The following is a 17,301-nucleotide window of genomic DNA, read 5'->3' as shown; positions in this document are numbered from 1 at the left end:
GGCGCGGCGAGAGCGACAAGAGGTGACCAACGCTGCGACAGGCAATGACGAACCCGCAGGACAGTCCGATGACAAGTCACACGTGGCTGGTCCCAAGCTGAGCCAGGACACGCGCATGGTCACCCCGGGGAGATCCAGCTCAGCCGAAACTTGCGGGAAATCTGCCTTCTCGCAAGTTGTCGAGACCCGTCGCGACGCAACGGATCTTAATTATTGAATTTGATTTTCTAGAAAATCGAAAATGCTAGAGTCTGAGCGTGACGGCTGAGATGGGCGGACGTAGCGACTTTGCAGGGGCTCGCATCCGAAGTGGAGACGATGACCGCGTGATGTCCGGTCTCTCTGGAAGCCGCGCACGCCGAGTGGAGCCTGGCGTGGCGCTGCGCCACGAGCGCTGACGACGGAGGCTGTGATAGCGCATGATTTGCCGATGATGAGGATCGAGACACCGTGGGGTCCCTGGGAGGCCGCGCCGCTTGGTGAAGTCGTTGCGCTGATGCGCGGGCTGGCGGCGCCGTGGTGGGTGGCCGGCGGCTACGCCATCGAGCTGGCCGTGGGCCGTGCGTACCGCGAGCACGGGGACGTCGATATCGCGCTGCTGCGCCGGGACCAACTCGCGGCGCGGCGGCTGCTGGACGGCTGGGATGTACACGCCGCGGTCGTGCCCCAGACGCTACGGCCATGGGCGGTTGGCGAGGTCCTGCCCGAGCAGGCGCACGACATCTGGGTACGCGAGCATCCGGACGGCCCCTGGCGGTTCCAGCTCATGCTGGACGAGGCCGACGACGAGGAGTGGATCTACCGGCGTGACCCTCGGATCCGCCGCCCGCTGGCCGGGTTGACCGTCGAGCAGGATGGTTTCCGGAGGATTGTCCCGGAGGTGCAGTTGCTCTACAAGTCCAAGGGTCTGCGGCCGAAGGACGAGGTCGACTTCGAGGCGGTCCTGCCGCTGTTGAGCGAGGGGGAGCGGCGGTGGCTGCACGAGGCGCTGGAGACCGAGCACACCACACATCCCTGGCGCGAGCGCCTTGCGCCAGGCGCGCCAGACGCGCCCCATGGGCCAGATGACGTGCGGCATTCCGGCGGCGCGTCGTGAAAGCGCGGGATCCTGCGCGCAAGGCCGCAGCCGGCGTCCCGTTCCGCGAAATCCGCCACTTCACCTGAGAAGGCAAGACCAGTGACCATCCCGGATACACAGGGCGAGCCGCAGGGCAGCGCTCGACAGATCAGCACAGAAGCCACAGTGGTTACGCCGTGTTTGCACTGTGGTGCCCCGATCGAGCAGCGGCGGGGGAGGGGGCGGCCCAAGGCGTACTGCCCGGAAGGCGACTGCCAGGCCGCCGCCAAGCGTGAGCGGGAGATGCGGCGCGCGACGCCCGGGCTGGAGGGGGCGCTGGCGCGGGCCGAGCAGCTGTACGACCGGATGGAGAACGGGCTGGCCGCCGCCATCGAGCCACTGGCCAGGGCGCTGGCCCAGGAACTGAGTCCGGCCGGGGTCGAGGCGAAGCTGAGCGCCGTACAGGCTGAGGCGCACACGCGGGTCGCCATCGCGCGTGCCGAGCGGGAGCAGGCATTCGAGCAGGTACGGCTGTCGCGGGAGGCAGCCGAGCACGCGCGCAGGGAGGCCGGCGTGATGCGGCTGCGTGTGGAGGAGGCCGAGGCCGAGCGGGATACGGCGCAGGCTGATGGTGAGCGGGCTCGCGAGCAGGCGCTGGCCGCGTTGCGGGAGGCGGCCAGCACCGAGCGGCAGGCCCTGCAGTCCGCCGAGGAGGCCGGGCGCCGGGCCGATCTGGCCGAGCGGCAGGCCGATGAGGCGGTACGGCGGGCGGAGCTGACCGAGCGGGCCAGAGATCAGGCGCTCCAGGAGCTGGCGGAGCGGGTCGAGGCCGCCGATGGGCGGGCCGCTGAGGCGGAGGCGCAGGCCGTACGGGCTGAGACAGCGGCGGAAGCTCGGGTGGTACGCGCCGAGAAGGAGGCGCAGGCGCAGGTCGTACAGGTGCGGAAGGAGGCCGAAGCCCGCGCCGTACGGGCGGAAAAGGATGGGGAGGCGCGAGCCGAACAGGCCCGGAAAGAGGCGGTGGCGGCGCGGGCGGAGAGTGATCGCGCCCGTGAGGAGGCGGCGGAAGCCAAGCGGGCCAGGCAGCTGGCAGAGCGGGACCTGGCCGCGGCCGAGGCCAGGGCGGAGGCGGCCGGACAGGAGCGGGAACGGGCCGTCGCCCGGGCGGAGACCGCCGAACGTGCCGCGGCCGAGGCGCAACGGGACCGCGCCGTCGCCCTGAACGATGCGGCGAAGGCTCGGGAACTGGCCGCCGCGGAGATCGCCCAGGCGCGCGCGACGGCGGAGGGTGCGGTGGAGGAGCGGGATCGGTTGCGGGGGGAGCTACAGCTGGAGCGGGCTCGGCTGGAGGACGCCCGTGCTCAGCTGGAGGCGGCTCGGGCGGAGGCCACCCAATTGCGGGAGCGGGCGGTCGCGGCGGAGCTACGCGCAGGCTGATGTCTGGCCGGCGTCCCGGAGCTGCACCATCCGATCAGGAACGGGCCCTTCTCGACGGCCGGCACTCGACCTGATCGCCACGAACGGCGCCGGCGGCACCCAGGTCGCGCAGTTCCATGTGCCGATCCAGGGCCTTGACCAGGCCGGTGCTGCTGACGTCGGTGGGGCTTTTGCGCAGCCAGTCCAGCCGGGAGACCCGCCGCCCGGATTCGACCTTGACCAGCTCTTCCAGCACGGCGGCCTGGTTGGGGCTGGGGGCGGCGGCCAGCAGCGCGTACTGGCGGGAGGCGACGCGCTCGCGCAGCGCGGCGATCAGCCGCTCCAGGGTGGTGACGCCGGGCAGCAGGATGTTGGCCTCCACCGGGCGGTGGGTGGCCAGGTCGAACAGCACGATCGGGCGCTCGCCGGTGGTCCAGGCCCGTTTGTAGAGCCAGCAGGCCAGCGCGAACCACTGTTCGCCGGCGAAGGCGGTGTAGCCATAGCTGCTGCGGATCTGCTCCTGATGATCCCAGCGGGCCTCCTTCTCGCCATGCCCCTTCAGGTCGGCGGCCTGCAGGCCGAGCTGCTCGGCGACGTAGTCGACCACCGCGGCGGGAACTGTCCAGGAAGCAGTTCAAGAGCCGTGTGGTGCCGAGTTGCAGGGCCCAGCCGAGCTGGTTGCGGGCGCCGTTGGCGGCCATCGTCTGGCGCCGGTCGTCGGCATCCAGGTGGAAGAAGGCGCCCCCGCCTCGCACACCACGGCGGGGGCGCCCTCGGATATCAGCAGCGGTCAGGCCAGATGATCAACGTGCCCGATTACGTACGGAATTGCGTCATTCTCACGCCAGTCATGATCACCGGGCAAGGAGGCTGACATCGTGTTGGTCCGGGCCGACGACATCAACATGATGCCCATGATGGAGTCAGGCCGTGGAAGATCAGGTCGAGCAGGGAGGCCGCATGCCCGGCCGCATCCGGTTCCGTCTCGGTGACCAGCGCAATGGCGTTCACCAACCTGAACAGCTGCTCGACCGGTATGCCCGTCCGGACCTCGCCCGCCTCCTGTGCCCGCGCCAGCAGCCCCTGCGCCGCCCCGAACACCGCCGCGCGACACGACGAGCCATCCTCGCCCAGCGCCACCAGCAGCGACGCGGCTAGCCCGCGCTCCGTGCTGCCCTGCGCGATCACCGCGCCCAGCCACTCCCTCAGCGCCGCGCCCGGCGACGGCGCGGACATCAGCTCCTCGGCCCGGCGGCACAGGGCGTCGATGTGGTCGCGGAAAACCGCCTCCAGCAGTGCCTGCCGGGTGGGGAAGTGGCGGTAGAGCGTGGCGTTGCCGACTCCCGCGCGCTGTGCAATGTCGTCCAGCGGCGCATCGGCCCCTAGTTCGGCAAAGGCCGCCCGCGCACAGGCCACCAGTCGGTCGTAGTTGCGCCGGGCGTCGGCCCGCATCGTCGCCTCCCGGGTTTGCCTAAGCGGGGACTATCCCCGTATCGTACTCGAACAGAAACCGGGGAGAGTCCCCGGTTAGGAGGTGCCATGAGCTCCCAGCCACCGAAGTACGCCGCCCGGCACGCCGAGCATTTCGCGATGGAGCGCCGCGACGGAGTGCTCCTGCTGCGCATGCACACCGGCGGCGGCCCAGCCGTCATGTCACTCGCGCTGCACCACGCCTGGGGCGAGGTGCTGCGGGAAGCGGGCGCAGACCTGGACAACGAGGTGCTGATCCTCACCGGCACCGGCGAAGCGTGGACCGGCGGGCTCGACCCCGCCCTGCTCGACCGGCCGCCGGCGCAGCGGGGCGAGGACCGCTACGACCTCTACCGCGATGGCATCGCGCTGCTACGTAGCCTCGTCTTCTCCGTGGACGTGCCGACGATCGGCGCGCTCAACGGGCCCGGCTACCACCAGGAGCTGGCCCTGGCCTGCGACCTGACGCTGTGCACCCCCGGCACCGTCTTCGACGACACCCACTTCCGCTCCGGCGCCGTACCCGGCGATGGTCAGCACCTGGTCTACCAGGAGCTGCTCGGCCTCAAGCGGGCCGCGCGGATGCTCTACACCGGGGCCGGCGTCGGCGCCGCCGAGGCGCTGGAGCTGGGCTTGGTCAACGAGGTCGTGCCGGACGAGCGGCTGCTGCCGCGCGCCTGGGAGCTGGCCGCCGAGATCATGGCCGCGCCGCGCGCCACCCGCCGGCTCACCCACGCCATTGTCCAGCGCCCATGGCAGCGCCGCCTGGTCGACGACCTGGCCTTCGGCCGTACTCACCATCTGCTCAACACCTGACCCCGTTCTCGAACACCCCGCCATCAGGAGGAAACATGATCACCGTTCTCGTGACCGGCGCCACCGGCACCCAGGGCGGCGCCACGGCCCGCGGCCTGCTGGCCGCCGGGCAGCGGGTCCGCGCTCTCGTCCGCGACCCCGGCACTCCCGCCGCGCGGGCGCTGGCCGCCGCCGGCGCCGAGCTGGTCCGCGGCGACATGGGCGACCGCGTCTCGCTCGACGCGGCCACCCGCGGCGTCGACGGCGTCTTCAGCGTCCAGCCCACCCTCGGCTACCCTGGCACGCCGCCCGGCTTCACCATCGACGACGAGCTCCGCTACGGCCGCAACGTCGCCGACGCCGCTGCGGCGGCCGGCATCCGCAGCTTCGTGTACGCCTCCGTCGGCGCAGCCGACGCCTCGCACGGCATCGCGCGCTGGCAGACCAAGGACACCCTGGAGCGGTACGCCCGCGACCTGGGTCTGCCCCTGACCGCGCTGCGGCCGGTCCGTTTCATGGACAACCAGGTCCACCCGCAGATGGGCGTGCGCGATGGCGTCCTGGCCGACGTCGTCCTGCCGGACGTGCCGGTCCAGCTCATCGCGGCCACCGACATCGGCGCGTTCGCCACGCTAGCCTTCACCCGTCCGGCCGAATACACCGGCCGGACGATCGAACTGGCCGGTGACGAGCTGACCATGCCGCAGATCGCCCGAGCCATGGAGCGGGCGCTGCGGCAGCCCATCACCTACCGGAACATCCCGCGCGAGGCACTGGCCGATCGCGGCGCCGACGCCGTGGCCGGCTACGACTTCGCCAACCACGGCGGCGGCTGGCACGCCGACATCGACGCGCTACGTAAGGAGCACCCGGGCCTGATGGACTTCGCCACCTGGCTCGACCGCGATGGCGCCGCCGCCTTCGCCACGGCCCGCGCCTGACGGCCGCAGGCCTCGGTGCGAGCGTTAGAAGGTGCGCTCGGCGACCTTGACTTGCTGGCTCGCCTGCAAGGCGGCGCGCAGCTTGTCGGCCGGTAGCGGCGCGGCGGGGGCTTGGAGTATGCGCTCGACCGGTACGTCGGGGTCGGCGAGGTAAATCTGGGGGTAGGCGCCGGACTCGGGCTCGAAGCGCCGGCTCTCGGTCAGAGTTCCGGCGTGGACGGTGTCGAACCCGGGCCGGTCGATCAGCTCGGCGGCCCGGGCCTTGGCGTTGGCGTCATCGCCGGCGATGGGCAGGACGCTGCGGGCCGGGCGAGCAAGGGGATGTGGTGGGCCAGGATGTTGTTGAAGGCCTTGACCAGCAGGGCGGCGAGCAGCTGCTGGGCCAGGACGAAACCTGCCAGGCTCTGCGGGCCGCGCGAGTTGGCGGTCACCACGTCGATGCCCGCCGCCACCGCCAGAGCGACCTGGAAGACATGAACAGGGTGATCGCGGCGCACAAGCTGCGGCCGCTGATCGACCGCGTCTTCCCCTTCGAACAGGCGCTCAACGCCGCGTCCTACCTGGCCAGCTGTGCTCACTTCGGCAAGGTCGTCATCAGCCACTGAGCAGCCACTGGCACCGACGCCTGTCCGGCCGGCCTTCCGCCGGTCGGCCCGTCAGCAAGGAGGGCGTGACTCGCGACACCGTCTGGCGCGAGGACGACCAACCGGCCTACAGACGATCGGCCGCAACCTTATGCGCGCCATCCCACTGTTCTGGCCGCGACCGAGCGACTGGTGGTCGCCACTGGGATCGCCAACATCCACGCGCGGATCCCCTCGGCGGCCGAGACCGGAGGCCGAATCCTCAGCGCGCTCCATCCAGGACGGTCCGTGCTCGGCCTGGGTATCAGCCACGCCGGATTCATGAAGCACGCGACCGGCGGAACCTATGTGAAGCAGCTGAGCATGATGCGCAGCTACCTGGAGCGTATGGACGCCGTCTCGCCGGCGATAGAGCCAGGCGCCGCCAGGCCGGCCCGCCTGCTGGCCGCGGTGGGCCCGAAGATGATCGAGCTGTCCGGCAGCGGCGCCGATCCATGGATCGTGAGCGAGCAGGCGGTGGCGATCGGCGAGGACCGTGAAGATCAACTACGGCGCGCGCATGCCCACATCGGCATGTATCTGCAGGCGCCCAACTACCGCAACTCATGGCTGCGGCAAGGCTTCGATGAGACCGACTTCGTGCCCGGCGGCTCGGACCGGCTGGTGCGCGCGCTGGTCGGCATGGGTTCTGCCGAGGACGCGGCCGCAGCGGTCACGGCGCACCTGTACGCCGGTGCAGATCATGTCGTGGTGCAGATCCTGGGAGACACAGATGTGACCGACCTGCGGCCATATCTGCGCGAACTCGCAGCGGCGCTGAATCTGCAGGCGCCTGCACAACCACGTCCGGCCGCACCGAAGAACTGACCCGAGAAGGGCCATCCTGCGCGGGATCAGGTGGAGAAGACCCTCAGCGGTCCCGCGTAGACCTTCGCCGAAGGGTGACCGCGCATCGCGATCTATTCAGCCGCCGTGTTCTGGACGACCCGCTACCTGGACGCCGCCGGCGAGCACCTGCGGGAGCACGACGTCCTGGAGGAGGATGTGACCCGGCTCTCCCCGCTCAAACACGCCAACCTCAACTGCCTGGGCCGCTACAGCCTCGCCGCCCGCCCGCCACCGGGTCGAGGGTTGTGGGCCTTGTTTCAGCGTCGGTTGCCGCCGTTCGGGCTGGGCACCCCTGGTCTGGTGAGGCGTTCGGGGTCGACGATCTTGTCGTACAGGTCCTCCGCGACGCCGCATTCGAGTGCGGCGTCCTTGAGCGCCAGCCCCTTGTCGAGGGCGTGGTGCGCGATGCGGGCGGCCTGGTCGTACCCGACGACGGGGCTGAGGGCGGTCACCATCATGATCGAGCGGTCGATGTTGTGGCGCAGGGTCTCGGTGTTCAGCCGGGCTCCTTCGACCAGATACGTGCGGAAGTGATCCATCATGTCGGCCAGGATGCGCGCCGAATGCAGGACGTTCTTGATGATGACCGGGCGGAAGGCGTTCAGCTCGAAGTTGCCCTCGGCGCCCGCCATGGAGACGGCGGTGTCGTTGCCGGTCACCTGAATGGCGACCATCAGCATGGCCTCGGCCTGTGTCGGGTTGACCTTGCCCGGCATGATCGACGAACCCGGTTCGTTGGCCGGCAGGATCAGCTCACGCAGCCCCGTACGCGGCCCGGAGGCGAGCCAGCGTAGGTCGTTCGCGAACTTGAACAGCGGCACGGCCAGGGCGCGCAGCGCCGCCGAGACCCGGACGAGATCGTCGCACGAGGCCTGGGCGGCGAACTTGTTCGGCGCGCCGGTGAAGGGCCGCCCGGTGAGCTCGGCGATCTGCCGGGCCATCTCCTCGCCGAAACCCGGCGGCGCATTCAGCCCGGTTCCGACTGCGGTGCCGCCGATCGCCAGCCGGTACAGCCCGGTACGGGTGCGTTCGAGGTGGTCGATGGCCGCGCCGAGCTGGGCGGCGTAGCCGGACCACTCCTGGCCGACAGTCAGCGGGGTGGCGTCCTCCAGGTGGGTACGCCCGATCTTGACGATGTGCTCCCACTCGCGGCTCTTGGCCTCGGCGCTGTCACGCAGCCGGTCGGCGGCGGGGAGCACATGTTCGTCGATGGCCTCGGCGGCGGCGAGGTGCATGGCGGTGACGAAGGTGTCGTTGGACGACTGGCCCATGTTCACGTGGTCGTTGGGATGGATCGGATCCTTGCTGCCGAGTCGGCCGCTGACGAGCTGGATCGCCCGGTTGGACATCACCTCGTTGACGTTCATGTTGGACTGGGTGCCCGAGCCGGTCTGCCAGACGTATAGCGGGAACTCGCCGTCCAGCTCGCCGCGGATGACCTCGTCGGCGACCCGGCTGATGAGGTCGGCCTGCCAGTGGGGCAGGCGGCCCGCGCGGGCGTTGACGATCGCCGCCGCCTTCTTGATGTAGCCGTAGGCGTGGTAGACGGCCTTGGGCATGCGATCGTCGCCGATGTCGAAGTGGATCAGGGATCGCTGGGTCTGGGCGCCCCAGTAGTGCTCGGCCGGCACCTCCACCTCACCGAGAGAGTCGCTCTCCGTCCGGGTGCCGGTGTCCGCGAGTCCGATCGGCACGTCCTGGACGCGGGGCGCGCTCACCGCCCGTGCCCATTCCCGTTCGCGTGGACCGGCCGGTAGGTGGGCTGCCACATGGTGTCCTGGACCTGCTGGATCGTGTTGCGCAGGTCGGTGCGGGCCAGGTGCTCCTCGGCCGCCTTGTCGGCGACGGCCACGGCGACCGAGGCGGAGACCTCGCGCAGGTTGTCCACCTGCGGCAGCAGCGACGCGCCGGGGGACGAGATGTCCACCATGCCGCCCACCGCCTCGGCGGCGGCCTGCAACATGCCGGGACTGACCCGGCGGGCCCGGGCGACGACGACGCCCAGCCCAAGCCCGGGATAGAGCATGGCGTTGTTGGCCTGGGCGATGACGTAGGTGACGCCGTTGTAGGTGATCGGCTCGACCGGGATGCCGGTGGCGATCAGCGCCCGGCCGTCGCTCCAGCGGATCAGATCGGCGGGCATCGCCTCGATCCGCTCGGTCGGGTTGGAGATCGGGAAGATGATCGGCCGCTCGACCCCCGCGGCCATCGTGCGCACGATCTGCTCAGTGAACGCGCCATGCACGGTGGAGGTGCCGAGCAGCATGGTCGGCTTGACCCGCTTGACGACCTCGGCCAGCGAGATGCCTGCGGCGTCCTTGGACCAGCCGCGCACCTCGGCCCGTGAGCGGGCATAGGGCCGCTGGAAGTCACGCAGGTCCTTCATGCCGTCGATGAGCAGGCCCTGCTTGTCGACCGGCCAGATCCGCCGGGTCGCGCTCTCCTCGTCCAGACCGGCGCGGACCATCGCGTCACGCAGTTGGTCGGCGATGCCGATGCCGGCGGTGCCGGCGCCGAAGACGACGATCCGCTGCTCGTCCATGGGGGTCGCGGAGGCCCGGACGGCGTTGAGCATGGCGGCCAGCACGATCGCTCCGGTGCCCTGCATGTCGTCGTTGAAGGTCGAGAGGCGATCGGTGTACCTCTCCAGGATGCGGCGGGCGTTCGACGGGCCGAAGTCCTCCCAGTGCAGCATCGCGCCGGGGAACATCCGCGACGCCGTCTTCACGTAGGCGTCGATGAAGTCGTCGTAGCGCTTGCCCCGCACCCGGGCGTGCCGGTTGCCGACATAGCCCGGGTCGTTCAGCAGCGCCTCGTTGTCGGTGCCCACGTCCAGGGCGACGGGTACGACCCGGCCGGGGTCGATCCCCGCGGCGGCGGTGTAGACGGCCAGCTTGCCGGCCGCGATGCCGGCCCCACCGCCCACGCCCCAGTCGCCGATGCCCAGGATCTCCTCGGCGTCGGAGGCCACGATCAGATCGACGTCGTCCGGCCCCAGCTGCAGGTTTTGGAACGCCCGATCGATCCCATCCGGGTCATCGACGGACAGATACACTCCCCGCGGGCGCCGGTACTCATGGCTGTAGGTACGGATCGCCTCGGCGACGGTGGGGTCGTACACGATGGGCAGCATCTCGCGCAGGTGGTCGCCCAGCAGCCGGTAGTACAGCACCTCGTTCCGGTCGCGGAGGCCCTCCAGGAAGACGTTCTTGAGCAGGTCGGTCGGTTGCGCACGACACTGCGCGTACGACCGGCTCACCTGCTCGTCCAATGTCTCGACCACCGGCGGCAGCAGACCCTCCAGGCCCAGGTCGGCCCGCTCCTGCGGCGAGAAGGCCGTGCCCTTGTTCAGCAGCGGCTCGCGCAGCACCGCGAGGCCGCGCAGCGACGAGACATAGCTTCCATCGGCCTGCTCGGCGAACATCGGACCTGCTATATCCGGCTTCCTCTTGCCAGGTGACATCAGGATCCCCTTCCAGCGAGGCACCCCGAGTGCCCCTGTCACGCCCTTCCCCGCGACAGCCCAGAATCGTCCCTTATATCGGGCAAAATAGATTTACGCGAAGAATGCGACCTGATCGGATAGGTGCCTGACGTGGGCACACTCCGCCACATGGACGTCGTCACCCACGCCGCGAGCAGCTGGTCCGCCACACCTCGGGCATTCCCGACTTCATGGAAAGCGGGAAGTTCGACGTCTTCGACTTCACCACCCCCTACAAACTGATCGACCTGGTCAAAGCCGCACGGACCGTGCCCCGCAAGGGCAAGCCGGGACAGACCTCTACTCCACCACCAACTACGTCCTCCTCGGCATGATCATCGAGAAGCCGACCGGCCACGACCGGGCCGGCGAGTTCAAGCGGCGCCTGTTCGCCCCGCTCGGCATGAAGCACACCTATCTGGCCACCAAGGTCTCCGACCAGATCAAGAGCCCGCACGGACCCGGCTACCACCCCGACGCCAAGGGCAGGCCACGCGACGTCGACCGGCTCAACGCCACCATCGGCGCCGAGGGTGCGATCTCCACCGCGCACGACGTCAGCGCCTACTACCGCGCGCTCAACCAGGGCAAGCTGCTGCCTGCGGACCTGCTGTGCCCGCAGACCAAGTACGCCTGGAAGGGGCAGCGGGGTGTACCGCTGGCTCTAGCTGCAGACCCCGATTCGGCTCACGGTGGAGGACGTGAAGCCTGTCTCGATGGTGGTGGCTGCGGTCGGCGTGGTGTTCGTGGCGGGGATCGTCTGGGTGCTGGGCCCGGGGGCGCGCTGGGTGCTGGAGCACATGGACGGGGTGGCGATCGGCGGGCCGGCAGGTCTGGGCGGTAAGGATCTGGCGGCGGCCCTGGACGCGGTCCGCGGCCGGGTGCTGGCCGTGGCGACCGGGTTGGCCGCGCTGGTCGCGGTCTACTACACCGCGCGCAACGCCGACACCGCCCGGCGCACCTTCCGGCTCGGCGAGCGCGGCCATGTGACCGACCGCTACGGCAAGGCCGTCGAACAGCTCGGCAGCGCCCAAGCCCCGATCCGCCTGGGCGGCCTGCACGCCCTCGAACAGCTCGCCCAGGACAACCCCGCCCCAGAGTTCCGGCAGACCATCGTGGACGTGATCTGCGCGTATCTGAGGATGCCGTACACCCCGCCCCGGACGAGACCGGCCGGGCCGAGATCCGCCGGGCCGAGATCCGCCGACGGCGGCGTCTCCGCGCCGGCGGGCCGAGATCCGCACGAGGAGCGCCAGGTCCGCCTGACCGCCCAGCGCATCCTCACCGCGCACCTGCGCTACCAGGACCCGCCCGCCCGCCGCTGGCGGCAGCCCCACAGCGCCGATCTCGCTGCGGTGGGCGGGGAAGGCAGCCAGCGGGTCGGCGGGTGGTTGCAGGGCGTCGGTCACGCCCGTCACCTTCTCAACAAACGGTGTTCTGAGGTTGTTGAACCGCCGGGGTTGTTGAAGGAGTTTTTGAAGGGAATTCGGGGCTCTGGAGCGGCCGCTTCAAGATCTTCAAAAAACGATCGTTAAATGAAGCCATCACCCACCGCTCGGCTCTGCCCTCCCGCTTCCTCCGTCCAGTAGGTGAGGCTGTCTCGGGTGATTAGGGTGTCGGGGTGGTCGGCGCCCAGAACACGTTCGCAGATGGGGAGCAGCGCGGCGAGCAGGTCGCGGGCGGCTGCTGGGTCCCCTGCCTCCCCCGTCCAGTCGGCCAAGTTGTACCGGACGGCCAGGGGGTCTGGGTGGTCGGCGCCCAGAACACGTTCGCAGATGGGGAGCAGCGCGGCGTACTGGTCGCGGGCGGCGGCCGCGTCCCCGGCCTCCCCCGTCCAGTAGGCGAGGTTGTGCCGGGTGGTCAGGGTGTCGGGGTGGTCGGCGCCCAGGACGCGCGCGTACAGGGGGATTAGGACATCGAGCTGGTCGCGGGCGGCCGCCGGATCCCCTGCCTCCCCTGTCCAGCGGGCGGCGTCGTGCCGCGTGCTCAGGGTGTAGTGGTGGTCGGTGCCGAGGATCCGTTCGCGGATGGGGAGTAGGTCGGCGAGTTGGTCGCGGGCGGCCGCCGCGTCTCCCGCCTCCCCTGTCCAGTAGGCAAGGTTGTGCCGGGTGAGCAGGGTGTAGGGGTGGTCGGTGCCGAGGATCCGTTCGCGGATGGGGAGTAGGTCGGCGAGTTGGTCACGGGCGGCCGCCGCGTCTCCCGCCTCGCCCGTCCAACTGGCAAGCTCATGCCGGGTGCTGAGAGTCTCCGGGTGGTCGGCGCCCAGGACGCGATCGATGAGGGGGAGCAGGTCGGCGAGCTGGTCGCGGGCGGCCGCCGCGTCTCCCGCCTCCCCTGTCCAGTAGGCAAGGTTGTGCCGGGTGATCAGAGTCTCCTGGTGGTCGGCGCCCAGGACGCGCACGTACTGGGGGATCAGGTTGGCGAGTTGGTCGCGGGCGGCCGCCGCGTCTCCCGCCTCCCCTGTCCAGCGGGCGACGTCGTGCCGGGTGTCCAGGGTGTCGGGGTGGTCGATGCCCAGGACCCGTTCGCGGATGGGGAGCAGATCGGTGAACTGGTCGCGGGCGGCGGCCGCGTCCCCCGCCCTTCCTGTCCAGCGGGCAAGGTTGTGCCGGGTGTCCAGGGTGTCGGGGTGGTCGGCGCCGAGGATCCGTTCGCGGATGGGGAGCAGGTCGGCGAGTTGGTCGCGGGCGGCCGCCGGGTCCCCAGCCTCCCCCATCCAGAGGGCGTGTTCATGTCGGGTGGCCAGAGTATCCGGGTGGTCGGCGCCCAGGCTGCTGTTGACCCGATTGTGGATCTCTAGGAACAGGTCTCTAGCAGTGCGGTAGTCCCCACTGTGACCAAGGGATAGAGCTATGGCCCAGAGCGTAGGTGAGGTGGGTGCAAGAACTGCGCGGGCGTGTGGAAGCAGGGCGCGGCAGACGGGCCAGGCCTCTGGTCGTCGTGGGTCCTCCGGCAATGCGGCCGATATGAGGGCGGCGGCCCCGGCGCTGATGCTGTCGCGGCGCTCGGGCTCGAGCCGAGCCAAAGTGACCGCCTGGATCAGCCGGTGGACGCTGACCAAGTCTTCCTCGCTGCCGAGGATTCCGTCGCCAGGTTTGGTGGTCGAAGTAATGAGACTGTAGGAGGCCAGCAGCGCCAGCGCCTCGTCCACCGCCGGCTCGTCGGCGCCGGGGATCGCGTTCAGGATGCTGCAGGGCATGTTGTCGGGCCCCATGCAGGCCAGCAGGTTCAAGACCTGGATGGCCAGAGGGTTGACGGACTGGATACGGTCGTGACTGAGCGCCAGAACCTTGGCCACCACGCGCTCGCTGTCCCCGCCGACCGGCGTGGCCGCGTGCATCCGCCCGGGAGCCTCCTTCAGCAACCGCAGGTACTTGGCCACGGTCGTGCGCGGTGTGCGGTTGATGTAGGCGCCAGCCTGAGTCAGGGCCAAGGGCAGATCCCCCAACTGTTCGGCTAGTTCCTCCAACTTGGAGACGTTGGCGGAGTCCGAGGGGCCGACCAGGCCGGCCAACAGGGCGACGGAGGCCGAGCGCGGCAGCAGCTCCAAAGGGACGGGGGTGATACCCAGGTAGTGCCAGCCGATGTCGCGACGAGTGGTGATGAGTACGTGGCCGTGGGCTAGACCGGCTAGGTACGGCTCGATGTCGGCGGCTTCCTCGATGTTGTCGAAGATGACCAGCCAGTCCGGATGGGCGGCCAGCCAGCTCAGCGCCCAGGCGGCGGCTTCTTCCACGGTGGCCTGCTCGGCGGCCACCGAGTCGATGCCGCAGGCCAGCGCGCGGGCGAAAGCGGCCAGCCCGGCGCGGATCAGGTCCGGGCCGTCGGCGTCGATCCACCACACCAGCCGGTACTGGCCGCGGTGGCGGTGGGCGTATTGCAGGGCCAGTTCGCTCTTGCCGACGCCGCCCAACCCGAGTACGGCCTGACTGATCACTCCGGGCCCTGTCCCGTCCTGCAGTGCCTGGCGTATGGCGGTCAGGGCCGCATCGCGGCCGACGAAGGTCGCGGCCGGACGGCGTGGCAGGCCGGCCAGCCCGGCGGGGACCTGCACAGTACCGGATTCGGGCAGTGGCCGCCGCGGGGCCTGGTGGGTGACCTGGTTGATGGTCTGATCGCGAGCCGCCTGGTACAACCGGCCCTGTTCACGAGCGACGCCGTCCATCCCGTTCGGGAGCGAGGCTGGTGAATCAGCCGACGGGGTGGGGGTCATCGTTCGTTGATGGTCTGGTCGCCGCCAGCCTGATACACCCGGCCCTGGTCTGAGGCCTGCGCCCGCATCTGCACGTTCCGCGTGCCGTCGCCTGTGGAGACGATGCCGGTATTGTCGCTGCCGATGGCGATCGACCGCTCGCCAGAGGCTGACACTTGCAGCGGCGTCTGCGGCTTGGTACTGCTCGGGCCGGGCGCAGGAACGGCGTCTGACCGGGGGCGCTCCGCGCGCAGTTGCAAGAGCAACGCCGCCACGGCGATCACCAGCCCGGCCGCGCCGATGAACATGCTGATCACGCTGGCCCGCTGATCCAGTACCCCGAGCACCTCGGCTGGCAGGTGCAGTGGGTCGGCGAAGAACCCGATCAACCCCACGGCCAGGAACGCTGTCATCGCCACGAGTGCGATGATCACCGGCCAACGTCGGCCCCGCCCCCGTGGGGCGCATCCTGATCCTGCTGCCGTTTTCGACATGCCTCCAGAGTGCTCCCGTACCGGCGTGAGCGGACGTAAAGCGACGAACGCGTTACCTGTCGTCTCGCCGCCCCGAACCGGTCGTTTACGGGACGGCCGCCGTAGGCCACGCCGTGATCGCGTTTCCGCAGGAACGATCGTCCCGAAACCCGTTGTCACTTTCTGAAGTGGCGTGCACGGACAGCCTGGGCATTCGCGGCTCCGTGCAGAGGACTGTGAAGCACCGGATTGTCAGCAGCCCTCTGCGCTACGGTGCGTTTGTTCCGTACTCGCGTGCGCGACGGTGAGGTCCCGGCATGGACGGCGGCCAGGCGCAGATCATCGAACGGGGCGTGCTGACCGCCCCGGATGAAGCATGGGACGTGGCGGTACGCCAGGCGGAGGTGATCGGCCCGCTGGCCGCCAGCCCGCGGGTGGGATTGGCGGCCGCGGACGCGGCGGCAGACGAGCTGGGGATCTCACGGCGGCAGGTGTACGTGCTGCTGGCCCGATGGCGCGCGGGCGAAGGCGTGGTCTCAGACTTGCTTCCCCAGCGCTCCAGCGGCGGCCGGGGACGACGTCGCTTGCCGGCGGCGGTCGAGACGGTGATGACCGAGGTGATCTGTTCGCGGTATCTGACCCGGCAGCGGCGCTCGGTGGCGGCGGTCTACCGGGAGGTCGTGCGCCGGTGCCGCGCCGCCGGGCTGCCGGTCCCTGTCCGCAACACGCTGGCGCAGCGGATCGCGGCGCTGGATCCTGCGGCAGCCGCTGCCGCGCGGGAGGGTGTGGACGGGGCGCGCCGCCTGCGGGCGGCGGGCGGCGAACCGCCGAAGATCGAGGGTCTGCTGCAGCAGGTCCAGATCGACCACACGCCGGTCGATCTGGAGGTGGTCGATGAGCGGCATCGGCTGCCGATCGGCCGCCCCTACGTCACTGCGGCGATCGATGTGGCCAGCCGCTGCGTGGTCGGCCTGGTGGTCACGCTGGAGGCGCCCTCGGCGCTGTCGGCCGGGCTGTGCCTGGCGCACACGGTGTGCGACAAGCGGCCGTGGCTGGAACGGCTCGGGCTGGAGAGGGTGGCCTGGCCGATGAGTGGCAAGCCGCGCGAGATCTACGTGGACAACGCCGCCGAGTTCCGCAGCGAGGCGCTGCGCCGGGGCTGCGCGCAGCACGGGATCACGCTGGCGTACCGGCCGAAGGGCATGCCGCACTTCGGCGGCGTCATCGAGCGGCTGATCGGCACGATGATGCAGATGGTGCACGAACTACCCGGCACCACCTTCTCCAATCCGGCCGAGCGCGGCAGCTACGACAGCCAGGCCAGCGCGGTGCTGACCGTCGCCGAGTTGAACCGGTGGCTGGCCCTGGCGGTGGCCGCCTACCACGGCCAGGTGCACGCCACGCTGGGTCAGACGCCGGCCGCCCGGTGGGCCGAGGGCGTCGCGGCCGGAGGCCGCCCCGCGACGGTGACCAGCGAGACGGCGTTCCTGATCGACTTCCTGCCGGTGATCCGGCGGACGCTGAGGCGGACCGGCTTCACCATCGACCACGTGCAGTACTACAACGACGCACTCAAGCCGTGGATCGCCCGCCGCGACGGGTTGGAGAAGTTCGTGCTGCGCCGCGACCCGCGCGACATCTCGCGGATCTGGGTGCTGGACCCCGACGGGCATGCCTACCTGCCGGTGCCGTACCGGACGCTGTCGCGCCCGCCGATCAGCGTGTGGGAGCAGCGCGCCGCGATCGCCCGGCTGCGCGAGCAGGGCCGCGCCCAGGTCGATGAGAACGCCCTGTTCGCCATGGTGGAGCAGATGCGGCAGGTTACCGAGGACGCGGCGGCCAAGACCCGCCGGGCCCGCCGGGAGATGGAGCGCCGCTCGGCGACCCCCGCGCCGCAGGCGGCAGGGCCACCGCCTTCGCCGCCGGCCGAGGGGTGCGCGGACGAGGAGCCGGTGCGGCCGTTCGAGGTGATCGAGCAGTGGTGAGCCACGAGCCGGACGC

The 17,301-nt window shown here is 70.3% G+C and carries 15 protein-coding genes and 2 pseudogenes; 10 read left to right on the top strand and 7 right to left on the bottom strand.

Annotated elements, in window-relative coordinates:
- Positions 1-430: 430 nt before the first annotated feature.
- A complete protein-coding gene (locus AB0C30_RS44110; protein WP_357955407.1) occupies positions 431-1,096 on the top strand; it encodes an amino acid transporter in 666 nt (221 codons plus the stop codon).
- Positions 1,097-1,258: 162 nt separating this feature from the next.
- The gene (locus tag AB0C30_RS44105; RefSeq protein WP_357955406.1) at positions 1,259-2,494 is read left to right on the top strand and encodes a hypothetical protein; all 1,236 of its coding nucleotides are present in this window, start codon (positions 1,259-1,261) and stop codon (positions 2,492-2,494) included.
- A 34-nt stretch (positions 2,495-2,528) separates the two neighbouring features.
- Here AB0C30_RS44105 and AB0C30_RS44100 read toward each other — a convergent pair.
- A pseudogene (locus AB0C30_RS44100) lies at positions 2,529-3,174 on the bottom strand (DUF4158 domain-containing protein).
- A 199-nt stretch (positions 3,175-3,373) separates the two neighbouring features.
- Positions 3,374-3,925, bottom strand: coding sequence for a TetR/AcrR family transcriptional regulator (locus AB0C30_RS44095; RefSeq protein WP_357955404.1), 552 nt, complete (start codon positions 3,923-3,925; stop codon positions 3,374-3,376).
- An 87-nt stretch (positions 3,926-4,012) separates the two neighbouring features.
- Here AB0C30_RS44095 and AB0C30_RS44090 point away from each other — a divergent pair, with 87 nt between their 5' ends.
- Together AB0C30_RS44090 and AB0C30_RS44085 are read left to right on the top strand one after the other, a co-directional pair.
- Positions 4,013-4,759 carry an enoyl-CoA hydratase/isomerase family protein gene (locus tag AB0C30_RS44090; protein WP_357955401.1) on the top strand — a complete coding sequence of 249 codons (747 nt, stop codon included), beginning with the start codon at positions 4,013-4,015 and terminating at the stop codon, positions 4,757-4,759.
- A 35-nt stretch (positions 4,760-4,794) separates the two neighbouring features.
- Positions 4,795-5,679, top strand: coding sequence for an NmrA/HSCARG family protein (locus AB0C30_RS44085; protein ID WP_357955399.1), 885 nt, complete (start codon positions 4,795-4,797; stop codon positions 5,677-5,679).
- A 242-nt stretch (positions 5,680-5,921) separates the two neighbouring features.
- Here the strand turns inward: AB0C30_RS44085 and AB0C30_RS44080 are convergent, their stop codons facing one another.
- Positions 5,922-6,131, bottom strand: a complete 210-nt coding sequence (locus AB0C30_RS44080) for a hypothetical protein (RefSeq protein ID WP_357955397.1) — start codon at positions 6,129-6,131, stop codon at positions 5,922-5,924.
- A gap of 21 nt (positions 6,132-6,152) precedes the next feature.
- On the opposite strand from AB0C30_RS44080, the gene AB0C30_RS44075 reads away from it, so the two are divergent.
- The 3 genes and pseudogenes from AB0C30_RS44075 to AB0C30_RS44065 form a co-directional block, all read left to right on the top strand.
- Entirely contained in the window at positions 6,153-6,284 is a 132-nt protein-coding gene (locus AB0C30_RS44075) for a zinc-binding dehydrogenase (RefSeq protein ID WP_357955394.1), read from the top strand.
- Positions 6,285-6,434: 150 nt separating this feature from the next.
- Positions 6,435-7,130 (top strand): LLM class F420-dependent oxidoreductase, encoded by a 696-nt coding sequence (locus AB0C30_RS44070; RefSeq protein ID WP_357955471.1) that lies wholly within the window; start codon positions 6,435-6,437, stop codon positions 7,128-7,130.
- Positions 7,131-7,235: 105 nt separating this feature from the next.
- Positions 7,236-7,349 (top strand): annotated as a pseudogene (locus AB0C30_RS44065) (hypothetical protein); the annotation flags it as partial.
- Between the two features lie 59 nt (positions 7,350-7,408).
- Here the strand turns inward: AB0C30_RS44065 and AB0C30_RS44060 are convergent.
- Positions 7,409-8,869 (bottom strand): class II fumarate hydratase, encoded by a 1,461-nt coding sequence (locus AB0C30_RS44060; protein WP_357955392.1) that lies wholly within the window; start codon positions 8,867-8,869, stop codon positions 7,409-7,411.
- Positions 8,866-10,614 carry an NAD-dependent malic enzyme gene (locus AB0C30_RS44055; RefSeq protein WP_357955390.1) on the bottom strand — a complete coding sequence of 583 codons (1,749 nt, stop codon included), beginning with the start codon at positions 10,612-10,614 and terminating at the stop codon, positions 8,866-8,868. Before AB0C30_RS44055 ends, AB0C30_RS44060 begins: the two co-directional genes overlap by 4 nt.
- A gap of 127 nt (positions 10,615-10,741) precedes the next feature.
- Here AB0C30_RS44055 and AB0C30_RS44050 point away from each other — a divergent pair, with 127 nt between their 5' ends.
- A complete protein-coding gene (locus tag AB0C30_RS44050; RefSeq protein ID WP_357955469.1) occupies positions 10,742-11,479 on the top strand; it encodes a serine hydrolase domain-containing protein in 738 nt (245 codons plus the stop codon).
- The gene (locus AB0C30_RS44045) at positions 11,373-12,170 is read left to right on the top strand and encodes a hypothetical protein (RefSeq protein ID WP_357955468.1); all 798 of its coding nucleotides are present in this window, start codon (positions 11,373-11,375) and stop codon (positions 12,168-12,170) included. The genes AB0C30_RS44050 and AB0C30_RS44045 overlap by 107 nt, the downstream gene beginning before the upstream one ends.
- Here the strand turns inward: AB0C30_RS44045 and AB0C30_RS44040 are convergent.
- Together AB0C30_RS44040 and AB0C30_RS44035 are read right to left on the bottom strand one after the other, a co-directional pair.
- Positions 12,167-14,848, bottom strand: a complete 2,682-nt coding sequence (locus AB0C30_RS44040) for a tetratricopeptide repeat protein (RefSeq protein WP_357955389.1) — start codon at positions 14,846-14,848, stop codon at positions 12,167-12,169. The two genes, AB0C30_RS44045 and AB0C30_RS44040, sit on opposite strands and share 4 nt — an antisense overlap.
- Entirely contained in the window at positions 14,845-15,261 is a 417-nt protein-coding gene (locus tag AB0C30_RS44035; RefSeq protein ID WP_357955387.1) for a hypothetical protein, read from the bottom strand. The genes AB0C30_RS44040 and AB0C30_RS44035 overlap by 4 nt, the downstream gene beginning before the upstream one ends.
- 356 nt (positions 15,262-15,617) lie before the next feature.
- Here AB0C30_RS44035 and AB0C30_RS44030 point away from each other — a divergent pair, with 356 nt between their 5' ends.
- The gene (locus AB0C30_RS44030; RefSeq protein WP_357955386.1) at positions 15,618-17,285 is read left to right on the top strand and encodes a Mu transposase C-terminal domain-containing protein; all 1,668 of its coding nucleotides are present in this window, start codon (positions 15,618-15,620) and stop codon (positions 17,283-17,285) included.
- Positions 17,286-17,301: the final 16 nt, after the last annotated feature.

Source organism: Nonomuraea sp. NPDC048901 (assembly GCF_040649695.1).
GTDB lineage: Bacteria > Actinomycetota > Actinomycetes > Streptosporangiales > Streptosporangiaceae > Nonomuraea.
This window is presented reverse-complemented; position numbering and strand designations above follow the sequence as displayed.

Coding starts and splice junctions, on each gene's coding strand:
- AB0C30_RS44110 (WP_357955407.1), top strand. CDS start 431: ATGATGAGGATCGAGACACCGTGGGGTCCCTGGGAGGCCGCGCCGCTT.
- AB0C30_RS44095 (WP_357955404.1), bottom strand. CDS start 3,925: ATGCGGGCCGACGCCCGGCGCAACTACGACCGACTGGTGGCCTGTGCG.
- AB0C30_RS44090 (WP_357955401.1), top strand. CDS start 4,013: ATGAGCTCCCAGCCACCGAAGTACGCCGCCCGGCACGCCGAGCATTTC.
- AB0C30_RS44085 (WP_357955399.1), top strand. CDS start 4,795: ATGATCACCGTTCTCGTGACCGGCGCCACCGGCACCCAGGGCGGCGCC.
- AB0C30_RS44075 (WP_357955394.1), top strand. CDS start 6,153: ATGAACAGGGTGATCGCGGCGCACAAGCTGCGGCCGCTGATCGACCGC.
- AB0C30_RS44055 (WP_357955390.1), bottom strand. CDS start 10,614: ATGTCACCTGGCAAGAGGAAGCCGGATATAGCAGGTCCGATGTTCGCC.
- AB0C30_RS44040 (WP_357955389.1), bottom strand. CDS start 14,848: ATGACCCCCACCCCGTCGGCTGATTCACCAGCCTCGCTCCCGAACGGG.
- AB0C30_RS44030 (WP_357955386.1), top strand. CDS start 15,618: ATGGACGGCGGCCAGGCGCAGATCATCGAACGGGGCGTGCTGACCGCC.